The organism is Candidatus Nanohalobium constans (genome assembly GCF_009617975.1).
Lineage (GTDB): Archaea > Nanohalarchaeota > Nanosalinia > Nanosalinales > Nanosalinaceae > Nanohalobium > Nanohalobium constans.
On record NZ_CP040089.1, the window covers coordinates 38631 to 58266 of the forward strand.

The following is a 19636-nucleotide window of genomic DNA, read 5'->3' on the forward strand; positions in this document are numbered from 1 at the left end:
ATTAAAAATTTTTAAACTGAAAGGATGGGTGTCTGAGGCACGAGTTTTCTAGGTTTTTATTGTTGTCTAGGTATTGTTTGTTATGACTCATGAGGAAATAAATGGCTCTCAATGGTCTTTGAGTGTCGATTTTAGGAGAGCTATGGATGACCATTTTAGGAAGCTCTTTGAGGACGCAGCCCGCAGTGATGGAGTCAACCCAAGTGATTATGGGAGGGGTTCATGTTTTAGATCTGCCCACAATTCTCGCGGTTTTGAAAGCGTGGTTCAGGCTGCTTCGGAGGTTCTTCATGGTGGTGTGGGCGTGGACCACAGCTTGTCTGAAGGTTATAAAAACGGACTGCCGTCCGTGGTTGATTTGGGTTCTGGGATAGGTTCTGTTGTCTTTGCTTTCGCTGAGCTTGGCTGTGATGCTAAAGGCATTGAAAGAGATGATTTGTTGCATAAAAGAGCTATTGAAGCTTATAATGAGATTTCTGAAGGAGACGATATGTGTCTTGTGGGAGACGTCACTCTTGTTAAGGGTGATGTGCTGGAGGAAGGATCTTCTTGTCTTTCTAAGTATGATATGGCGGTTGCTAATCTTCCTTATAGTAGTGAACACTCTCTCGATGCTATTGATGTTTTTGAAATACTTGACGGCTTAGAACACTCTGAGAGACCTGATTATCTGCTTATGATAGACGGAGGAGGAATTCCCGAAGAGCTTAACTATAATACTGTTGAATTAAATCATAGCTATGTTCCTGTTCTCTGGGAGAAGCAGGAAATGATTTATGATACTGATCCACAACTGAGACAAATAGCTTGATTTATGTTAGCTCAGGGGCCTGGTAGTTTAGTATTTTATTTCTTGTTTTCACCGACAACCACTTCTGCTTCTCGCAGGACTTTGTCGTCGAACATGTAGCCTTTTCTTTTCTGTTCAAGTATTTTTCTTTCTTCTTCGTGTTCTCGTGTGTCGACTGCTTTGTGCAGGTTTGGGTCGAATTCTTCTCCTTCTGCGTTGATTCTTTCCAACCCTCTTTTCTCCAGTTCTTCGTAGAGCTGGTCTGAAACCATTTTCACACCTTTCACTATTGTGGAGTCTTCGTCTGCTGATAGGATTGCTCTTTCCAGGTTGTCCATTATTTGGATCATGTCCTCAGCCAATTTCTCTTCTGCTCTTCTCTGCCATTTCTGTTTTCGCTCGTCCTGTTTCTTCTTGTAGTTCTCGAAGTCGGCCTTGATTTTCTTGGCTTTCGACTCCCACTCGTCTCGTTCATCCTTCAGTTCTTCTGCTTCTTTTTCCATTTCCTGAAGAGCTTCTTCCAACTGTTCTCGGGAGAGTTCGTCGTACATATATTTCCAGGAGTTGACTAGATTTAAGTTTGTAAATATCTTGGCGGGTCCGAACTATATGTCAAAGTTGATGCTCTGGGATAGGCTTCCAAATGTTTATGGGTAGGTAAACTCTTGTTCGAAGCTTATGTATGAGAAGACTTCGTTTTGGTGGTAGTCGTCGTATGATTCCTGTGCGTAGATTTCGATGGTATCTTTGCTTTGTGTTCCATCTGTTCTTGTCCAGTATCCGTCTGGACCGCTGGCTGAATAACCGTCAGCGATTGTTATCGGCGGTTGTGAGTATTCTTGTTGGTAGCTGATTGTGTGTCTTGGCTGTGAGAGTCCGTCTTCGCTGGAGTCGCTGAAGGCACCGGTCTCAGCATTTAATCCTTCTATCTCGAATCTATTGGCTTCTTCAACTGCAATCCATCCTGCTTCTTCTCTGGCTGCTGTGTTTCCGGTGTCTGCGGCTTCTTGCTCTAGGTCAAATCCTTCTTTTGTTGGCTTACAGTCTATTTCTTGGCAGTCTGAGTCAGGTCCTGATACTGCCGTGGTCATGAAGTTGCCGTTGTTGTAACTGTTTAGGCTGTGGAAAAGTGTTGGAGGGTTGGAGAAATCCTGTTTGAATTCTACTTTCTTTCCTTGGTAATTGCCGATGCCGTCATCTTTTCTGTGGACTGCTGAGGAATTCAGTTCAGTTTTTCTTGATTCAAACTTGACTCCATTTATTTCGTAGGCGCCTTCACGGGCTACAAGGTAGTTTACTGTTTCTGTGGGGCTTGATCCTCCGTTGGCGTTTTCAAGTATTAAACTCATGTTTTCTCTGTTCAATTCCTGTACTCTTGCATCGGTTTCACCTGTCCCGGAGTCTGATCCGATGAAGAGTACGGCTGCAGCGTTAAAGTAAAAGTTTTCGAACTCTACTGTTTCACTTGCTCCGTTGTCTATAGTGTCGGATATCTGGATGCTTCCTGCCTCTAGTTTTGGCTTGTCGATAGGGAATTTTGAGCATCCTAAGTCCTTGTTTGAACCTGGACCAGCTAGCTGGATTCTCGAGCTTCTGTATACAGGTTGATCGAAGCTGAGTCTGAATGTTTCCTGAGGGTCAACTATCTCTTTTGATATGCTGTAGTTTTCTGCTATAACACCATCTATCACAGGGGTGATGGTGCTTACATTTGCCGCGTCGGTTCCGTAGTTTCTGAGCTGCATCTTGGGTTTACTGTTTGATATCCAGCAGCTTTCCATCCGGAAATCGCCTTCCTGGAAGTTGATTTCGTTAGAAGAAGTTTTGGCGTTATTTTGGGCGTCTTCAACAAGAGTGTACAGTGTGCCAGCGCTCGCCACGGTTACTGATATGAGCAGGACAGTTGCTACTACAGGTGTCACTCCTTTACGCATATGTTGGATAAGGGTTCTCTGCTTTTTATCGTTCGGGGGCATTCAAAAACCAGGCTGAGAATAAAGAAGGTATGGCAGAAGAAGATCATCCTTTCGTTGATGAAACAGCTCGTAAAACCTCCACAATAGTTACCAAACATTCGATTGCTATTCCTGAGGACGAACAGAAGTACAAGAAGAGTGATAGGGCTTGGAACTGGGAGAAAATAATTGACTTGGTTTTCCCGCCTGAGCAGTCGCCTAGGAGATCTAAGTATGCTAAGATATTCCTTAGAGAGCTCAAGAAAGAAGGCGAGATTGATTCGGAAAAATTGAATGCTTTCGATGAATGGGGTCATGAGAAGGGAAAGTCTAATTTGAAGAACAATATTCTGCCGAAACTGCGGCGTTTAGGTATTATTCAGTACGAGTACCTGGAGTATCGTAGTCAGCGTGAAGGCAAACAGGGTCGACGCAAAGTTGTGAAGCCTGCTAAGTCTTTTACTTCGATACTTGATTCTATGGCTAATGGTTGGGCTGCTTTCGAGTCTGCAGCGTATCAGGACTAAACTTTTTCACTTATAGTTTTCTTTAATCTTCCGGAGGATTATTGGTTAGTCCTGCAAGACTTCTATCTTTGTTAGAGAGCTGTTACTGCTGCGACTTCGGTGTCTGCGTGAACTCGTGTTGCTTCTTGTTCGTGTTCTAAGTGCTGTGCTTCTAACTCGGCTGCGAAGTGGCGTGCGTTTGCGTCCATTTTTTGTGTTCACCTGGTGTTGTCCTGTAAACCTGATTTAGGTAGGTTGTTTGAATTGAGATATTTCCGTGGAACAGCCCTCACCGTTGTTATAAGCAAGAACTGTTCCCAGAAGCAATCCGGCTCTATGTCTTGTAGAGATAGAGGAACCGAATTTGCTTCACCTTAGACCGTGTATTTTCGCGGTCAACCATCCAAACCGTTTTGGTTTAGAGGCTTCATCCCGCTTTACTCTGCCAGGTGGTAAATAGTAGAATACATTCCCTTGGCTCTAAAGTTATAGTTGCATCTCACCGGAGCCTTCCACATGTTTCCAGTGAGTGTAGTATGTTGAGCCAAGGTCATTGACTTTCAAGCTAGTATACGAAAACGACCTTTAAAAACTTTACTCCGAATCAAGATGTGGTTCGAAAACTTCGGCTCTCAGCCTTTGATGAGCGATTTCAAGCAGTTCCTGGAGATTCACTGTGTCGTATTTATTGTATTTGAGAAGTTTGTCTAGATGTTCTCGGTTACCTGTCTTCTCGTACTTTTTCCAGAGCTTGACCGCTTCCCTGCCGTCCAGATCTTCCAGTTCTCTTTCCACTCCGAGATTTTTCTCAATCTGCTTCAAACCGCCTGAATAGCCGAGCCGTTTGAACATGTACATCAGGTCGATATGAGGATTCTCGATGTTCATGTCGAAGCTGTGTTCTAGGAATGGTTGATCGAATCGTTTTCCGTTGAATGAAACCAGTAATGAAGAGTTGAAGAATTCTTTCTGCAGGTTTTCTCGTGTCAGGTTTTCTCCTCTTACCAGTGTCTTGGTTTCTCCGCCTCGATGGAGGGCGATTGTGGTAACTTTGTTTCTGTCTTTGTCTAGTCCTGTGGTTTCGATGTCGAAGAAGCAGACTGAGTCTTCAAAGTTTCTGTATGATCTCCATAGACTTTTGTTGGGAAACTGTGTTCCGAAGAATGCTTCGTTGTTTACTTCCAGGTTTTTCCTGGCTTTTTCTATGAAGTTTCTGACTTTGTCTTCGCTTCTGATGTTGGGGTTACCGTCTTCTATGTCTTCCCAGTGTGTGTATCCGTTTTTCCAGAGTTTTTTCTCTGTTTTTTCGCCTACGCCTGGAGCCATTATGAAGCTGTTTTCTATTCTCAAGAAGGAATCACTTTTGTAAGAAAGTAAAGGGAAAGAAGGAGTTAAAAATTGGTTCCCGAATGAATTATCGGGATGCTCTGACGTCGTCTGCCTGTACAGTCTTTCTGTCAGCGTGCTCTGCGAGCTGCTTGGAGTCTCTTGCTCTTTCTTCTGCATGAGATTCTAGCTCGTCTCTGAGTTCTCTGACTGCATCTTCTGAAACTCTTGATGCGCCTGACTGTTTGATGATTCTCTTTACAGGTGCTAGTGGTAATTCTGCCATTGTGATTGTCACCTCCGTGGTTGAAGCGTTACGCTTTCTATAAAACAATTAATACAAGCCCTCCTATAAAAACATTCCCCCTTATCCAGTACTCTTGAACACTCAAAACCATGAAAAACACTCCCGAACACAAATAGCCCTGCGACAAAACCCTGGCAGATAGATAAACCTGGAAACTTATCCACACTAAAAACAATTCACAATCAAACTACCAACTGTGAAAACAAAGCTCCAAATCACTGATGCAGACTACCAGATAGAAGAAGGAGAAGTAACAGTCCGTTGCTTCGGAAAGACAGAGAACGGGGAAAACATCCTCTACAAAGACAGACAATTCCTTCCATATATCTACGTCGTTCCGGCAGAAGATGCAGATATTGAAGAATTGAAGGAAAAAGTAGAGACAGGGGAATGGGAGGAAGAAGACGAAGAACTACCTGTCAGAAAAGTCGAAAAACAGCATCTCTCAGATCTGGACCAGGAGAAAGAAGTACTGAAAGCATACTCCAACATACCGGCAAACATCCCAAAACTAAAGAACAAGTTCTGGGATCTGCCAGAGGTAGAGGAGTGCCGTGAGTTCGATATACCTTTCTACCGCCGCTACCTCATTGACAAAGGCATCAGACCTGTCTCATGGATAGAGGTTGAGGGAGAGGAAGTTGAAGAAGATGGTTTTGACCTCGCTGTCGAAGCAGAACAGATAAATATACTTGAAGAAAAACCGATGGAGAAAAACTCTGCTGACGGAAACGAGAATGATCTCGACTGGAAGACAGTCGCTTTCGACCTTGAAGTCTACGAAGACCAGATTATAATGGCTTCATTCTACGGCAACGATTTCAGGAAACTACTTACCACAGAGGAAATAGATAGAGACTATGTCGAAACTGTAGGATCTGAAAGAGAGCTTATCGAAAGATTTGTAGAGATAGTTAATCAGCGAGATGTGGAAATACTTACAGGATACAATACTGATGAGTTTGACTTCGATGTACTGAGGGAAAGATCTAACGAATACAATATCACGCTTTCCCTAGGCCAGGCAGGAGAGAGGATGAAGTTTAACCGTAGAGGTCGTTTCAAGGGTGCAAGATTGAAGGGGAAGATGCATCTCGATCTCTATCCGTTTGTAGAGCATGTTATCTCACCAGGACTGGACTCGGAGACACTTGACCTTGACTCCGTGGCCGAAGAGCTCCTTGGAGAGAACAAAGACGACTTCTCCTGGGAAGAGATGAAAGAAGCATGGAGCAACAAGGAGAATCTTGAGAAATTTGCGGACTACGCTTTGAGGGATTCCGAAGTTGCTTTCAAGTTGGCAGAAGAACTAGTGCCGCAGATGCTGGAACTTTCACGAATAACAGGTCTGATTCCATTCGATGCCTGCCGCCTGACGTATGGTCAGCTAACGGAGAACTACCTGCTTCGGGAGGCACATGAGAGAGACATGTTGGCTCTTAATCGACCTTCTCAGGATAAGCGGAGGAAGAGGCAGAGACAGGGAGCTTACTCAGGAGGATTCGTCTACACGCCCGAAGCAGGATTATACGAAAATCTAGCCTTGTTCGACTTCAAGAGCCTATACCCAACAGTAATGGTCGCCCACAACATCTCTCCAGACACACTGAATTTAGAGGATTGCAACGATCGATTAGAACTAGAAGAGTTCGACTATGATTTCTGCCAGGATGAACAAGGTTTCTTCCCTGAACTAGTAGAAGAATTAGTGCAGGATCGTTCTGAAATCAAGGAAGAGATGAAGAAAACTGGAGGAGATTCACAGGATTATCAAGCCTTAGACAACCGTCAACAAGCTGAAAAAGTACTAGCCAATAGTGTCGGACCTGAAACTCATCTTATTCTAAGGAATCCTAATAGCCAAATTATAGTAGAATCTATTGAAGATTTCTACAATTCATTAAATTCTGATGAGAAGGTGGTAGGAGAAAGTGAAGTGAAGGAGGTTGAGAAATGGGAGGTTTTATCGGTTGAAGGAGATAAAGCAGCATTTAAGCCTGTTTATGCTGCCAGTTGTCACGAGCCTATAGATGCTTATCAAGTTAGAACAAGGATGGGAGAAGTCACCGTTACAGGAGATCACAGTCTTATTTCAATGAGTGGAGAGTCAAGTAACAGAATCCGTGATTCAAACTTTGAGGGGTTGGATGAAGTAAAAGGCTCAGAGATAACTAAGGATGATGTAATAGCTCAGGTCAATGATTTGCGGTTAAATGAGTCCGAACAGAAGGTTACTGTGCCGGAAATTCTGAAAGACTGTCCTGAAGATTTCTATTTGTACGTCCCGAAGTCTGAAAACTTGGACAAAAGAAACTGGTATGAGAGAAGGGTAAGGCTAATTGAAGCGATTGATGAGGGTATGCTATCTTCTGATATAAATTCTAGCGATGATTTTGGAAATAAGATTCTTGCCAATGCTAGAAACGAAGGTTTAGTCAAAAAGACACAAATTGTTGGCAGCAGAGGTAACAGCTATGAATGTGAAGTTACTGAGAAAGGTAAAGAATACAGAAAATTCTTTGATACTTTTCAGAAGAGTGAGAAAAATGCTAAGCACTACCTAGTACCTCTTGAAGAATTAGATGAGCTACCCCCTAGAGAAATACTTGAAAAATCATATGTAGCAAACAAGAGCGGTCGGGCTCGAAACAAAATACCTGCAGTCATCGAATTAGATGAGGATTTTGCCTCTCTTCTTGGCTGGTTTGTAGCAGAAGGACATTTCAGAAAAGATGGAACAGATACTTCCAGTTATACGGATTCTGCCATAGCCTCGGATGAACCTCAACAAAGGAAAGAAGTTCAAAGATTGTTCAAAGAAGTATTTAACTATGATGCTAGTGTGAATGGTAGACAGGTCTCATGCTGCACATCAACAATAGCAAGACTACTCGCAGAACTATGCGGAGATAAAGCTGAGACAAAGAGGGTTCCAAAACCTATATTTAACTGTGAGAAGTCTGTTAGAGAAGCATTTTTGAAGTCATACTCGCTGGGAGATGGAGACGAAGATGGCAGAAGATTCTCTACAATAAGCAAACAGTTGCAGTCCGGACTTTCAACACTTCTCAAAGAACAAGACACAATCCTGCATAATGGATATGACACCGAAACATACAGAGTGTCAAAGAGAACCAAGACACAAGGACAGAAAATAGTGTCAGGAGACTTATACGGACAGACTCCAATAGAAATTAAGCAGATAGAAAAACCGGAAAAAGTCTATGACTTATCTGTTAAAGACACTGAGAAATTTGTAACAGCCGAAGGACTAGTCCTGCATAATTCATTCTACGGTTATCTTGGATATAACGGCGCTAGATGGTACTCAAGAGAGGCTGCGGAAGCCACAACATATCTAGGCAGAAAACATATACAGGAGACTATTGAGGAAGCGGAAGAACGCGGCTATGAAGTTGTCTACGGGGATACAGATTCGGTCTTCCTTAAGAAGGAGAATATTCGGGAGAACATGGATGAGTTCTTGGATGATGTGAATGAAAATCTACCGGAGTTTATGCAGTTGGAGTTTGAGGGCTTCTTTGAACGAGGCTTCTTTACCTCTACTGATTCTGGTGAGGGGGCAAAGAAGAAGTATGCTCTTCTCTCTGAAGATGGTTCGATGAAGATCACTGGTTTTGAGCAGGTTAGAAGGGACTGGAGTCCTATTGCTAAGGAGACTCAGAAGAAGGTTTTGAGAAAGGTGTTGAATGAGGAGGTTGAGGAAGCGGCTCAACTGGTGAAGGATACTATTCAGCGTTTGAAGGAGGGTGAGGTTCCGCCTGAGGAGTTGAGGATTTACACTACTTTGACTAAGCCACCTGAGGAGTATGATTCGACTGCTCCGCATGTGGAAGCGGTGAAGAAAGCTAAGGAGCGTGGTGATAGCATTGAGGCTGAAACTACTATTAGTTATGTAGTTACTCGTGGTCCTGGTAATATTTCTAGCCGGGCTGAGCTTACTAAGTATGCTGAGGACTATGATGCTGAGTATTATATTGAGAATCAGATTATCCCGGTTTCTCTCAGAGTATTGAAGGTATTCGGTTATACTGAGGGACAGTTGCTGGGTAAGGGCAGGCAGAGCGGTCTTGGAAGGTTCAACTAGACAGGAGTTATAAGTCAAAAGTCCTTCAAGTGTAGCTGTGGTACTCGGTTTTACATCGACACTACCGGTCACATTAATTGGGATAGCATCTATAGTGTTCTTAGTTTATGCTGCAGAGATTGTTGTATCTAGGATGCAGAGAGTGGCTAAGTATTATGGTGTTTCTGAAGTCGTTATCGCGATGACAATAGTCTCTATAGGTACTTCGCTACCTGAGTTATCGCTGCATCTTGTAGGGTCAGTAAATATACTTTTATCTGATGGAAATTTGTTTCCTTATATCTTCAGTCAGCCTATTTCATTTTTGCTTGATGGTTTCCAAGTTGTTCTTTCAAGTCCTGAATCTGTCAAGGGCTTTCAGGATGTCTCTGCTACAGTACTCGGCTCTAATATTGGTAGTGATGTTGTTCAACAGACACTGGTGCTTGGACTGGTTATTTTCTCTTCAGCTCTTCTAGCTGACAAGCATAGCTTTAATTTTTCCAGAAAATTCCTGATAAGGGATTACGCCCCGATGATGGGCACTACTCTGATGACACTGATTTTAGCTTTGAACTGGCCTAACATAATCAACTTCCTATTTAATGGAGGGCAACTTGCTGCAGGAGGAACACTTACTCGCCTGGACGGACTTGTCTTAGTCGGAAGCTTTGTAGCATACATATTCTACCTCTACACAACCAGGAAGGAAGAGCTCGCCGAACAGGGAAGCTCTGATCCTTCGACCCGGCCAAGAATCGATTTCGCAGTAGGAATACTGGCGATGTTCGCAGTAATAGGATCAGCAGAAATATTCCTCGAGGTAGTTGAGATGGCTATAGCTCAAACCGGACTCTCTGGATCAATGATAGGAGTTGCCTCAGTGGGAGTAGTCTCAGCCTTCCCTGAGATGATAACAGCAATTTCAGGCCTCAGACAAGGAAGTGAGGGGATATCGCTCGGAACATTGATAGGCAGCAATATCACAAACCCGTTACTGGCTATAGGAGCAGGATCATTGATTTCAACCTATGCAGTACCAGGTCCGTTAGTCCTATGGGATCTACCAGTAGAGACAGCCACCGCAGGCATCCTGTTAACATACATGTTCTCCAAAGATGCAATAGGAGATCACCTGGCTGTAATAGCTCGAAAGTTCGGTATGGATGGCTTGGCCGAAAGATTTGAGGCGATGGAAAACCGTGTGATTTCAATCGCAGGAGCATTCCTGCTTATCCTACTGTACTTTGTCTACCTGTATGTAAGGTTCAAGTACTTCCAGTATGACTTCGTGGAGGCATAAAAAACAATGAAAATGAACCAAAAACTCGGAATAATGATTTACATAGAAGCTGCAGCATTACTATCGGTTCTAGCACTCATAGCTTACCTAGATGGTTCTCAAGTACAGAACTACAGGCTTTGGGAGGTATTCCCTGCATTGATGGCGTCTATCATCACTACTTATGGGCTTAAAGAGATGAGCCGCCTAACATAAGAAGAGAGAAAGGAGAAGAAAGGAAGATTATTCTGAGTTAAGCTCTTTGTCAATGGCTTGGCTTATCGAAGCGTAGCTTGAGTCCACCTGTTCACCGTTGACGAATACTGTCGGTGTTCCTGTCACGCCGTTTGCCTGACCTTCTGTTTTATCCTGTCTTACTTCTTCTCTTGCGTCTCCATCTTCAATGCAGCTTTCGACTTCTGTGGTGTTTACTCCTTCCTGTCCAGCCCAGTCTATGATGTTGCTTTCGACGTTGTTTATACCGATTGTCTCTTGCTGGTTGAACAGGGTGCTTTTAACATTCCAGAAAGCCTCTTCATCTTCTCTGTAGACGCATTCCATTGCTTCGGCGCCCGGCTCAGCCCATTCGTGTATCTGTGTCAATGAATAATCCTTCCAGACGAACCTAGCTTTATCAGTATCGATATAGTTTGTTTTGAGCTTCGAAAATGTTCTCTGCTCGAAGCTGTTACATGCAGGGCACTGGAAATCACCGTACTCTACAACAGTCACAGAAGCATTCTCACTTCCTAGAACAGGTTCTCCTTCTACAGTAATATTTGATGCGTTGTTAGGCAGAACTGCATCCGCTATTTGAGGTCCTAAAACTGCTCCTATCCCCAGTAAGACAACTATTCCTATACCTTGGAACATCTGGGTCTTTCTACGCTGTTTTACCTGTTTCTCTCTTTCTTCAACTTCTCTTTTAGATTTTTTAGCATCATCCTTCTGATGCGAGTTAAGCTTGTCCTCATGCTCCTCTAACCAGTGAACATGAAGCTCTTCCTCACTTTCAAAGCTTTCATCACAGAAATCGCAGTCTACCATAATATATAATCAACAAGTCTGACAACTTAAACCAGTTTCCCCATTTACTGGTGGATACACTCATCCAAGGCGGCTTCACATGCTTCTGTCAGCGCCTCAGGGAATGTTGGGTGGGCGTGGATGGTGTTTGCGATGTCTTCTAGGTATGCTTGCATTTCTAGAGCCAAGGTGGCTTCAGCAATCATGTCTGAGGCTCGTGGCGCCACAATCTGAATGCCTTGAATCTTTTTGTCTCCAGAAGCCACGACTTTCACAAAGCCGGATTCGTGGTTAGTTGTCAAGGCTCTTCCTGAAGCAGACATCTTGAACTTCCCGACTTTAACCTCGTTGAACTCTTCTTCTGCTTCTTCCTGTGTCTTTCCGACTACAGCTACCTCGGGGTCGGTGTAGATGACTTTTGGGATGTACTGGTTGTCGAAAGCTGCGGGTTCTCCTGCAGCGACTGCTCCAGCAACTTTACCTTCTCTGTAGCCTTTGTGAGCGAGCATAGGCTGTCCTGCAGTATCTCCAACCACAAAGATATTGTCGTCGTCTGTTCTCATCTGTTTATCGTGTTTGACAAACCCTTCTTCTACTTCGACCTCGGTGCTCTCCAGTCCGAGTTTTTCCAGGTTAGGTTTGGCGGTTCTGCCAGCAGCTACAAGGATCTTGTCTCCTTCAATCTCAACTTTTTCACCTTTGTGATCGGCAACCAGGACTGCTTTACCGTTTCTATATTTTACTTCTTCTGCCTTGTGGTTTTCGTATATTTCGTCGTTGTAGCAGTCTGATGTCTCCTGTATTTCATCTATTATTTCTTTTGAGAAGTTTTGGAGGACTCGGTCGCGAGCCTCAACTACTTTGACTTTGGCACCAAACTTGCAGAACTTTGTGACAGCCTCCATCCCGATATAGCCGCCTCCAACGACTACAATCTCGTCAGGAACCTCCTCCAGGTTCAAAAGCTCTTTAGATGATATTATCTTGTCTTTCTCGAACTCTAGTCCAGGAATTTCGATAGGTTTGCTTCCTGTGGCGATTACGGCGTGGTCAAACTCTATCTTTTCTGCGTTGTGTTCTTCCTCTATTCTTGCTGTGCCGGATGATTCAAACCGTGCTTCTCCAATAATATAGTTTACGCCGTTTTTCTTCAGCATTGTTTCTACTCCGGAGTCCAGTCTCTCGACAATACTTTCCTTCCATTCCTGAATCTTATCGAAGTCTACTTCACGGTTTTCTGTGTGTATGCCGATTTCTTCCCAGTGCTGAAGGTCATTTTGGTATTTTGCAGCGTGTATTAATGCTTTTGCCGGTATGCATCCTCTGTTCAGGCATGTTCCACCTATCTCATTTTTTTCAACAAGGGTTACATCTAAGCCTTTCTGTGCTGCTCTAATGGCTGCAGCGTAACCTGCCGGTCCTCCGCCGATAACTAGGAGGTCTGTGCCTGTCGCTATATCTCCTACTACCATCTAAATCTCCACCATCATCTCCTCAGGGTTCTCAAGGTTTTCCTTAATCTCATTGATGAAACGAGCTGCTGTAGCGCCGTCGATTACTCGGTGATCATAGCTAAAGCTGAGCTTCATAGTCCTCCGGGGAACAACCTCGCCATTGAGAACCTCTGCCGTCTCTTGAATTTTTCCAATGCCTAAAATACAGGTTTGAGGCGGGTTAATTATAGGAGTAAACTCTTCGCCGCCAATAACTCCTAGATTTGTGATAGAGAAGCTGCCGGGCGACATATCACTTCTTTCAAGGTCGCCGTTCTGAGCTTTTTCTACTGTTTCTCCCATGTCTCTGGCGAGTTCCAACAGATTTTTCTCGCCGATACTATCTATCCTGGGAACCAGAAGTCCTCGCTCGGTATCAACTGCTACATTGAAGTTATAATTTTCTTTGACGTCTACTTCCATGTTTCCACCGTCAAAATGTGCATTTGTCCGTGGATAACTTTTCATAGCCAGTATTGACGCCTTCATAATGAATGGCATGTATGTGAGATGCGGATCAACTTCGCTATTGGCTTTCTCCCGTAGTTCAACCAGCTCGGTCATATCAACCTTTTCAACATGTGTTACATGTGGGGCAGAGAACCGAGACTCAGTCATTTTACGAGCAACATTCTTTTCGAGCCCGGAAAGTTCTTCTCCGCTTACATCTTCAGCAGTTTTCTGGATCTCTGAATCTTGCCTATCTTGGGTTTCTTCTTCCTCGGAATAGCTTAGTACATCTTCTCTAGTAATTTTTCCTCCTCTTCCTGAGCCCTTAACCTTGGAAATATCGATTCCTTTCTCTCTAGCTATTTTTCTAACTGAAGGCGTTGCCTTAACATCTTCAGGTGTTGAAACAGGTTTAGAATTGGTCTTAATCTTTTTCTCGCCTTTATTTGCTTCTTTCACCTCTTCTTGTTTGGTTTCTGAAACTCCTTCTAGATCTTCCATCCTGATTCTTCCTTCCACATCTAGTTCCTCTAGGTTGATTCCTTTCTCCTCTGCCTTTTTTCTTACCTTTGGAAGGGCAAGCACATCCGCAGTATTGTGATCTACATCAAGATCTTTTGTTTGGTCTTTCTCTGCGGTAGATGCTTCCTCGGGTTTTTGGTCTTTAGTATTTTCTTTTGGAGCCTGGCTTTTGTCCTCTTCAAGCTCCATTATGACTTCTCCGACTTCTACCTGGTCTCCTGGTTCTACGAGAAGTTCTTTCACTGCTCCGTCTGCTGGTGCTGGTATTTCTACTACTGCTTTGTCTGTTTCTGCTTCCCCGACTACTTGGTCTTCCTCTACTTCGTCTCCTTCTTCTACTTTCCAGTCCAGGAACTTTCCTTCTGTTACTCCTTCTCCGGTGTCAGGGAATTCGAATTTAATTTTTTATCACCTAGAACTCTAAAACTTCTCTTATTCCGTTAACAACTTGGTCTTTGTCCGGCATGTACTCTTCTTCAAGAGTGTAAAGCGGGTAAGGTACATCCGGAGCTGTTATTCTTTCAACAGGTGCCTCCATGTGCAGGATTGCATCTTCTTGGAGCTTTCCAGCTATGTCTCCACCCATTCCTCCGGTTTTGGAGTCTTCGTGTAGAATCGCTGCTCTACCTGTTTTCTCGATGGATTCAACTATTTCATCGTAGTCGTTTGGCTGGATTGTTCTTACATCGATTATTTCAATATCTGCGTCGACTTCCTCAGCTGCTTCTTCTGCCAATGGGATCATTGCACCCCAGCTGATCAATGTCAGGTCGTTTCCTTCCTGTGCTATCCTGCAGTCGTTCAGTTCAACTTTTTTGTCTCTGTCAACTTCTTCCTTGAATGCTCTGTAGGTCTTCTTAGGTTCAAGGAACATTACTGGGTCTTCTTTCTGGATAGATTTTCTCAGTAGGCTGTATGCATCCTGAGGTGTGCTTGGAATAACTGTGTGGATTCCTTTGCTGTGTGCAAAGAATGTCTCTGGGCTTTCCTGGTGGTGCTCCAGTGCATTGATCCCGCCGCCATAAGGCGCTCTGACAGTAATTGGCGAAGTGTAGTCACCTCTGCTTCTCATCCGGAACCTTGCGGCGTGTTCCTTGATCTGGTGGAATGCCAAGTAAGAGAAGCCTGAGAACTGCATCTCCACAACAGGGTTGAAGCCATATAGACTCATGCCTATAGCTGTACCGGCGATTCCGGATTCAGCGAGCGGGCTGGAGAAACATCTTTCCTCTCCAAACTCTTCCTGAAGCTCTTTCGTAGCTCGGAAAACCCCGCCATCTTCTCCAACATCCTCTCCGTATACAATTACATCCTCGTTTTCTTCCATCTCGTCGTGCAGAGCTGCATTAATCGCTTCTACAATATTCATTTTTTCTGTCATCTTACTTCTGAGCCTCCATCCATTGTTCTTTCTGCTTTTCAATCAGATCTGGGTTATCTCCATAGACATAATCAAATAACTCCTCTATATCCGGATCGTCCATCTCGATCGCTTTCTGAGCGGCTTCATCTATCCTATTCTCGGCTTCTTCCTCAAACTCTTCCAGTTCGTCAGTCCAGATGCCGTGATCTTTCAAGTATTCTTTGAAACGCTTCAACGGGTCTTTCTTGCTCCATTCCTCAACTTCTTCTTCATCTCTGTATCTTGTGGAGTCATCTGAAGTTGTGTGATCCTCTAACCTGTATGTTTCGGCTTCTATCAGTACTGGTTCGCCGCTTCTGGCTTTCTCCAGTGCTTCTTCTACTGCTTTGATAACTGCTAGTATATCATTTCCATCGACTTGTATTCCGTCTATTCCATATGCCAGTGCTTTCTGAGCGATTGTCTCCGACTTAGTCTGCTTTTCTCTCGGCATACTAATTGCGTACTGGTTATTCTGCACGAAGAAAATCGAGTGTGCATTGTATACTCCTGAGAAGTTCAGGCTTTCATGGAAATCTCCTTGTGAGGTACTTCCATCTCCTGTAAATCCTAGTACGGCGTTTTCGTCACCTTTCTTCTCCATCGCCATTCCTATTCCCGCTGTGTGGAGGTTCTGTGTTCCTACAGGGATTGCGACCGGTAAAGTATTCATTTCACTGAGTCCTGCCTGCCCGTTGGCGTCGCCCATCCATCTCTGGAAAATCTTGTCAAGAGGTGCTCCTCTTGCGATGAATGCGGCGGTTTCACGGAAAGAAGGAGCCATCCAGTCATCTTCATCCAAAGCAAACATTGCGCCAATTTGAGCCGCTTCCTGACCCTTGTGCGGAGCATAGGTAGAAATTTCCCCTCTTCTCTGAAGGCTGAAAGCTTTTTCATCGAATTTACGGGCTAGAACCATCTGTTTGTAAAGTTCTCGGTATTCGTCCTCCTCTACCCATGGAAAATCGTCGTCATCATCCGTTCCCATCACTTCGATCCGCTGGATAGAACCACTGTAAACTTCTTCTCTCATTATAATAGGGAAACAATCAAAGCTCGCATATAAAGAATCGTTTGCAACCCTTCGGTGAATTATGAAGGAAGCGTACTTCTGTACAGCATGACTCAGGGAGGTGTATACACCTAAAGTTGGCTTTATTGCATGTATTGAGGTCTAAATATTCTAAATGTTCATCGCGATGTGAAGTTGGTGTACAGCCCCTTATAAAGGGAGTACGCCGTTAACCTCTATGGTGTACGATTAAGGCCTGCAGAAGGCTTAAATACGCGTTTTGGTAAATGTCCTGTATGGGCATTGAAGTTTCTGATAGAGCGATGAAAGATTTAGTTGATCTTCCGGATGAAGTGGTTGAAACTTATCTAAGTAAGAAGGATGCAATGGAGAAAAGCCTGAATATAGGCGCTACACCTAGACAGGCTTTCGACAAGTTTCTATCTGGAAATATGCATCCTGTGCTTCAAATCAACCTTGGTAGAGATTACAGAGCATGGTTTATAGAAGGAGAGTACATAGAGAACTTAGAAGATGACAAAATCTATGGTTGGAGAGTTCTAAATAAAAAAGAGGCTAAGAAACTGACAGGCAAAATCAGAGATCCTCTCTCAATTTTCGAATCCGATCTCTAATCTTAGAATTATCAGACTCTGTATTGCCTTCAACCATGTCCTTGGCACCTTCCTTCATACCTTCCATCAGGTCCTCAATACTCCTGTCGGACTTTTCAACAGTCTTTGGCATAATAAGTATTAGTGGATGAATTCTCTTAAGATTAACCCTGCCCTACAGCAAAATTTGTAATCCTTGAGTAAAGCCGACAACCTAAATAACGACCTTCAGTAAAATCTGAACATGACTTTGGATAAACTCTTCACACCTGATTCTATAGCAGTTGTGGGCGCATCAAGAAAGGAAGGTAAGACAGGTCACGAAATATTCGAGAACCTTCTCCACGACTTCGAGGGCGAAGTAACGCCGGTAAATCCTAAAGCCGAAGAGATAGAAGGAGTAAAGGCAAAAGACGAAATACCAGAAGGAACAGAACTCATAGTTATCTCTGTCCCAGGCAAAATAGTTCCACAGGTGATGGAGGATGCAGCTGACAAAAATGTTGAAGCCGCCATAGTGATTTCGGCCGGATTCTCAGAAGTCGGGGAAGAAAACCTGGAGCGACAGGTAGTTGAGAAAGCGGAAGAAGCCGATATAGATCTCCTCGGACCAAATGTACTGGGGCTAATCAATACAGAGAACTCGATGAATGCTTCATTTGCTTCCAAGATGCCTGAGGCAGGGAATATCTCATTTATGAGTCAGTCAGGGGCATTCTGTACAGCGATATTGGATTATTCGAAGGCTGAGCACATTGGCTTCCGCCACTTCGTCTCACTCGGCAATAAATCCATTTTGAACGAAGTAGACTTCCTCAGAAAATGGCGAGAAGACGAAACCGACGCAATAATATCTTACACAGAAGGAATAGAGAACGGCAGAGAATTTATGGAAGAAGCAGAGAAAACTTCTAGAGAGAAACCAATAGTCATGGTTAAATCTGGTAGAACAGACAAAGGAGGCGACGCAGCCTCAAGCCACACAGGAAGCATAGCGGGGAGCTACCAGGCCTATCAGGCAGCTTTCAGAAAAGCAGGTATAATAGAAGCAGAGTCCAACCGAGAACTACTGGATTATGGAAGAGCCTTCTCATATCAAGAAGTTCCTGAAGGAGGAAAAATAGCTATAATAACGAACGCCGGCGGACCTGGGGTTATAACAACAGATGAAATCAGTCAGAAAGGATTAGAACTGGCAGAGTTCTCAGATGAAATCAAGAAAAAGTTAGAAGAGGAGATGCCGGATGAATCAACACCACATAACCCCTTGGATGTCATCGGTGACGCAGGTCACACACGGTACAGGAAAGCCCTAGATATAATACTAGAAGATGAAGAAGTTGACGCAGCTATAGTAGTTTTGACTCCTCAGGCGAATACAGAAATAGAGAAGACAGCTAAAACAATTTCCAAAGCTAACGAGAAGTTTGACAAACCGATCTTTGCCTCATTCATGGGTGAAGAAGATGTCCAGAAAGGAATAGATATACTGGAAGAAAACCATGTACCTGACTTTCAGGATCCGGTTGACGCAGTAAAGACACTGAAAGCAATGAATCAGTACCGAGAGTTCCTCGAAACCGAGAAGACATTCAGAGACATAGAATACGACGAGAAGAAGGCTGAGAGAGCAGTAAGAGACTATGCTGGTTACGAAGATGGTCATGAACTGTTGGAGGCTTACGGATTTAACCTGCCGTTAACCAAGGTTGAGGATGCGCCTCATCCTGCCCAGGAAGCAGCATCCAAAGTCGGGTACCCATGCGTACTCAAGATTGACTCGCCTGATATAAGCCACAAAACCGAGATAGACGGGGTCAAAACAGGTATAGAAAACCGGGAAGACCTCAAAGAAAACTTCCTACAGATAGTCGACAATGTACACCACGAAAAACCGGGCAGCAAGATCAACGGTATAATAATACAGGAACAACTTGACGGCCTGGAAGTAGCACTAGGAATGAAACGCGACCCGCAGTTCGGACCAACGATATTGATAGGACTAGGCGGAATATACATAGAAGCGTTGCATGATATTTCTTTTGGAATAGCGCCAATCTCTGAAGAAGAAGCAGAACAAATGATAGAAGAACTAGAGAGTTCAGATCTATTTGAGGGTGTGCGCGGAGAAGAAAGTCACATTGAGCCGGTGAAAGACGCAATAATCAGATTGGGTGAGTTGGCTATGAATCACGAAGAAATCTCAGAGATCGATATCAACCCGCTGATTGTCAAAGGCGATACAGGATACATAGGAGATATAGAGATGGAGTTTGAGTGATTATTGTCGGTTAAATTGCGTTTCAGGCAGATTTTCTGTTGGAATGGATTCGTCTCTGTGAATTCCTTGATAGTTTGTCCTAGAATTGTATCCTGAGGATAGAACTGCATATCCACTAGGATCTAGCACTCGATTTATCTCTTCAACTACTCTATCGATATCGTCTGAATTCAGATGTAGTTGGCTCGACACCACTAAATCGATTGAGTTGGTTTCAAAAGGTAGTTTCTGCCCCATGGCTCTAAAGCTGCTTTGATCTTGATCTTCGTAACATTTTCTACTCATCTCATTGCTTGGATCAAGAGCTAATTCATTGAATCTGCAATTGGTTTCCTGACTCAGTTTTTTAGTCAAATTGTCTAAAGCTTCGCCAGAGGAGGATCCTATATCTAAAATATTGTATTCTCCCGACCTATCTGAAAGTATTCTGGAGAGTGACTCATAAACTAAATAGTCAACGCTTTCTTCATCTGTATACCTTCTTTCAGAAGTCGTCTGAATTGGATAAAAACCATCATCTAATCTTTCATCAATATTAGGTTCTAGCGAGATAAAAGATGGATTCTCCTGAGCCACTACTTCA

Annotated in this window: 18 protein-coding genes; 7 read left to right on the top strand and 11 right to left on the bottom strand. The window is 43.7% G+C overall.

Features of this window, described 5'->3' with window-relative positions; all coding sequences use genetic code 11:
* The first annotated feature begins 82 nt into the window (after positions 1–82).
* Positions 83–811 (top strand): class I SAM-dependent methyltransferase, encoded by a 729-nt coding sequence (locus LC1Nh_RS00215; RefSeq protein WP_153549689.1) that lies wholly within the window; start codon positions 83–85, stop codon positions 809–811.
* A gap of 35 nt (positions 812–846) precedes the next feature.
* On the opposite strand, the gene LC1Nh_RS00220 is transcribed toward LC1Nh_RS00215, so the two are convergent.
* Positions 847–1341 (bottom strand): nucleotide exchange factor GrpE, encoded by a 495-nt coding sequence (locus tag LC1Nh_RS00220; RefSeq protein ID WP_153549690.1) that lies wholly within the window; start codon positions 1339–1341, stop codon positions 847–849.
* Positions 1342–1437: 96 nt separating this feature from the next.
* On the bottom strand, positions 1438–2724 hold the full coding sequence (locus LC1Nh_RS00225; protein ID WP_217907046.1) for an archaellin/type IV pilin N-terminal domain-containing protein: 1287 nt from the start codon (positions 2722–2724) through the stop codon (positions 1438–1440).
* Positions 2725–2795: 71 nt separating this feature from the next.
* Here LC1Nh_RS00225 and LC1Nh_RS00230 point away from each other — a divergent pair, with 71 nt between their 5' ends.
* Complete coding sequence (locus tag LC1Nh_RS00230) at positions 2796–3272, top strand: hypothetical protein (RefSeq protein ID WP_153549692.1); 477 nt, start codon at positions 2796–2798, stop codon at positions 3270–3272.
* Between the two features lie 573 nt (positions 3273–3845).
* On the opposite strand, the gene LC1Nh_RS00235 is transcribed toward LC1Nh_RS00230, so the two are convergent.
* A complete protein-coding gene (locus LC1Nh_RS00235) occupies positions 3846–4601 on the bottom strand; it encodes a ribonuclease H-like domain-containing protein (protein WP_153549693.1) in 756 nt (251 codons plus the stop codon).
* A gap of 64 nt (positions 4602–4665) precedes the next feature.
* Entirely contained in the window at positions 4666–4863 is a 198-nt protein-coding gene (locus LC1Nh_RS00240) for a histone family protein (protein WP_153549694.1), read from the bottom strand.
* A 217-nt stretch (positions 4864–5080) separates the two neighbouring features.
* Here LC1Nh_RS00240 and LC1Nh_RS00245 point away from each other — a divergent pair, with 217 nt between their 5' ends.
* From LC1Nh_RS00245 to LC1Nh_RS00255, 3 genes are read left to right on the top strand one after another with little or no spacing between them, the layout of a single operon-like run.
* Positions 5081–8992 (top strand): DNA polymerase domain-containing protein, encoded by a 3912-nt coding sequence (locus tag LC1Nh_RS00245; protein ID WP_153549695.1) that lies wholly within the window; start codon positions 5081–5083, stop codon positions 8990–8992.
* A 37-nt stretch (positions 8993–9029) separates the two neighbouring features.
* Positions 9030–10274, top strand: a complete 1245-nt coding sequence (locus LC1Nh_RS00250) for a sodium:calcium antiporter (RefSeq protein ID WP_153549696.1) — start codon at positions 9030–9032, stop codon at positions 10272–10274.
* A 6-nt stretch (positions 10275–10280) separates the two neighbouring features.
* Positions 10281–10469 (top strand): hypothetical protein, encoded by a 189-nt coding sequence (locus LC1Nh_RS00255; protein WP_153549697.1) that lies wholly within the window; start codon positions 10281–10283, stop codon positions 10467–10469.
* Positions 10470–10496: 27 nt separating this feature from the next.
* Here the strand turns inward: LC1Nh_RS00255 and LC1Nh_RS00260 are convergent, their stop codons facing one another.
* From LC1Nh_RS00260 to pdhA, 5 genes are read right to left on the bottom strand one after another with little or no spacing between them, the layout of a single operon-like run.
* Positions 10497–11300, bottom strand: coding sequence for a DsbA family protein (locus LC1Nh_RS00260; RefSeq protein WP_153549698.1), 804 nt, complete (start codon positions 11298–11300; stop codon positions 10497–10499).
* A 44-nt stretch (positions 11301–11344) separates the two neighbouring features.
* Entirely contained in the window at positions 11345–12751 is a 1407-nt protein-coding gene (gene lpdA, locus LC1Nh_RS00265; RefSeq protein WP_153549699.1) for a dihydrolipoyl dehydrogenase, read from the bottom strand.
* Complete coding sequence (locus LC1Nh_RS00270; protein WP_256727660.1) at positions 12752–14146, bottom strand: dihydrolipoamide acetyltransferase family protein; 1395 nt, start codon at positions 14144–14146, stop codon at positions 12752–12754.
* 10 nt (positions 14147–14156) lie between these two features.
* Positions 14157–15125, bottom strand: a complete 969-nt coding sequence (locus tag LC1Nh_RS00275; RefSeq protein WP_153549701.1) for an alpha-ketoacid dehydrogenase subunit beta — start codon at positions 15123–15125, stop codon at positions 14157–14159.
* 1 nt (position 15126) lies between these two features.
* On the bottom strand, positions 15127–16179 hold the full coding sequence (gene pdhA / locus LC1Nh_RS00280) for a pyruvate dehydrogenase (acetyl-transferring) E1 component subunit alpha (protein ID WP_153549702.1): 1053 nt from the start codon (positions 16177–16179) through the stop codon (positions 15127–15129).
* A gap of 275 nt (positions 16180–16454) precedes the next feature.
* Here pdhA and LC1Nh_RS00285 point away from each other — a divergent pair, with 275 nt between their 5' ends.
* A complete protein-coding gene (locus tag LC1Nh_RS00285) occupies positions 16455–16793 on the top strand; it encodes a hypothetical protein (protein ID WP_153549703.1) in 339 nt (112 codons plus the stop codon).
* Here the strand turns inward: LC1Nh_RS00285 and LC1Nh_RS00290 are convergent.
* A complete protein-coding gene (locus tag LC1Nh_RS00290) occupies positions 16756–16905 on the bottom strand; it encodes a hypothetical protein (RefSeq protein WP_153549704.1) in 150 nt (49 codons plus the stop codon). The two genes, LC1Nh_RS00285 and LC1Nh_RS00290, sit on opposite strands and share 38 nt — an antisense overlap.
* Before the next feature lie 111 nt (positions 16906–17016).
* Between LC1Nh_RS00290 and LC1Nh_RS00295 the strand changes: the two genes are divergently transcribed.
* Positions 17017–19053 carry an acetate--CoA ligase family protein gene (locus LC1Nh_RS00295; RefSeq protein ID WP_153549705.1) on the top strand — a complete coding sequence of 679 codons (2037 nt, stop codon included), beginning with the start codon at positions 17017–17019 and terminating at the stop codon, positions 19051–19053.
* On the opposite strand, the gene LC1Nh_RS00300 is transcribed toward LC1Nh_RS00295, so the two are convergent.
* On the bottom strand, positions 19054–19629 hold the full coding sequence (locus tag LC1Nh_RS00300) for a class I SAM-dependent methyltransferase (RefSeq protein ID WP_217907047.1): 576 nt from the start codon (positions 19627–19629) through the stop codon (positions 19054–19056). It abuts the gene before it with no gap.
* Positions 19630–19636 lie beyond the last annotated feature (7 nt).

What these genes read in the sequence shown, in the direction of transcription:
- LC1Nh_RS00215 (WP_153549689.1), top strand. Translation starts at nt 83, where the DNA reads ATGACTCATGAGGAAATAAATGGCTCTCAATGGTCTTTGAGTGTCGAT.
- LC1Nh_RS00220 (WP_153549690.1), bottom strand. Translation starts at nt 1,341, where the DNA reads ATGTACGACGAACTCTCCCGAGAACAGTTGGAAGAAGCTCTTCAGGAA.
- LC1Nh_RS00225 (WP_217907046.1), bottom strand. Translation starts at nt 2,724, where the DNA reads ATGCGTAAAGGAGTGACACCTGTAGTAGCAACTGTCCTGCTCATATCA.
- LC1Nh_RS00230 (WP_153549692.1), top strand. Translation starts at nt 2,796, where the DNA reads ATGGCAGAAGAAGATCATCCTTTCGTTGATGAAACAGCTCGTAAAACC.
- LC1Nh_RS00240 (WP_153549694.1), bottom strand. Translation starts at nt 4,863, where the DNA reads ATGGCAGAATTACCACTAGCACCTGTAAAGAGAATCATCAAACAGTCA.
- LC1Nh_RS00255 (WP_153549697.1), top strand. Translation starts at nt 10,281, where the DNA reads ATGAAAATGAACCAAAAACTCGGAATAATGATTTACATAGAAGCTGCA.
- LC1Nh_RS00260 (WP_153549698.1), bottom strand. Translation starts at nt 11,300, where the DNA reads ATGGTAGACTGCGATTTCTGTGATGAAAGCTTTGAAAGTGAGGAAGAG.
- lpdA (WP_153549699.1), bottom strand. Translation starts at nt 12,751, where the DNA reads ATGGTAGTAGGAGATATAGCGACAGGCACAGACCTCCTAGTTATCGGC.
- LC1Nh_RS00275 (WP_153549701.1), bottom strand. Translation starts at nt 15,125, where the DNA reads ATGACAGAAAAAATGAATATTGTAGAAGCGATTAATGCAGCTCTGCAC.
- pdhA (WP_153549702.1), bottom strand. Translation starts at nt 16,179, where the DNA reads ATGAGAGAAGAAGTTTACAGTGGTTCTATCCAGCGGATCGAAGTGATG.
- LC1Nh_RS00285 (WP_153549703.1), top strand. Translation starts at nt 16,455, where the DNA reads ATGGGCATTGAAGTTTCTGATAGAGCGATGAAAGATTTAGTTGATCTT.
- LC1Nh_RS00290 (WP_153549704.1), bottom strand. Translation starts at nt 16,905, where the DNA reads ATGCCAAAGACTGTTGAAAAGTCCGACAGGAGTATTGAGGACCTGATG.
- LC1Nh_RS00295 (WP_153549705.1), top strand. Translation starts at nt 17,017, where the DNA reads ATGACTTTGGATAAACTCTTCACACCTGATTCTATAGCAGTTGTGGGC.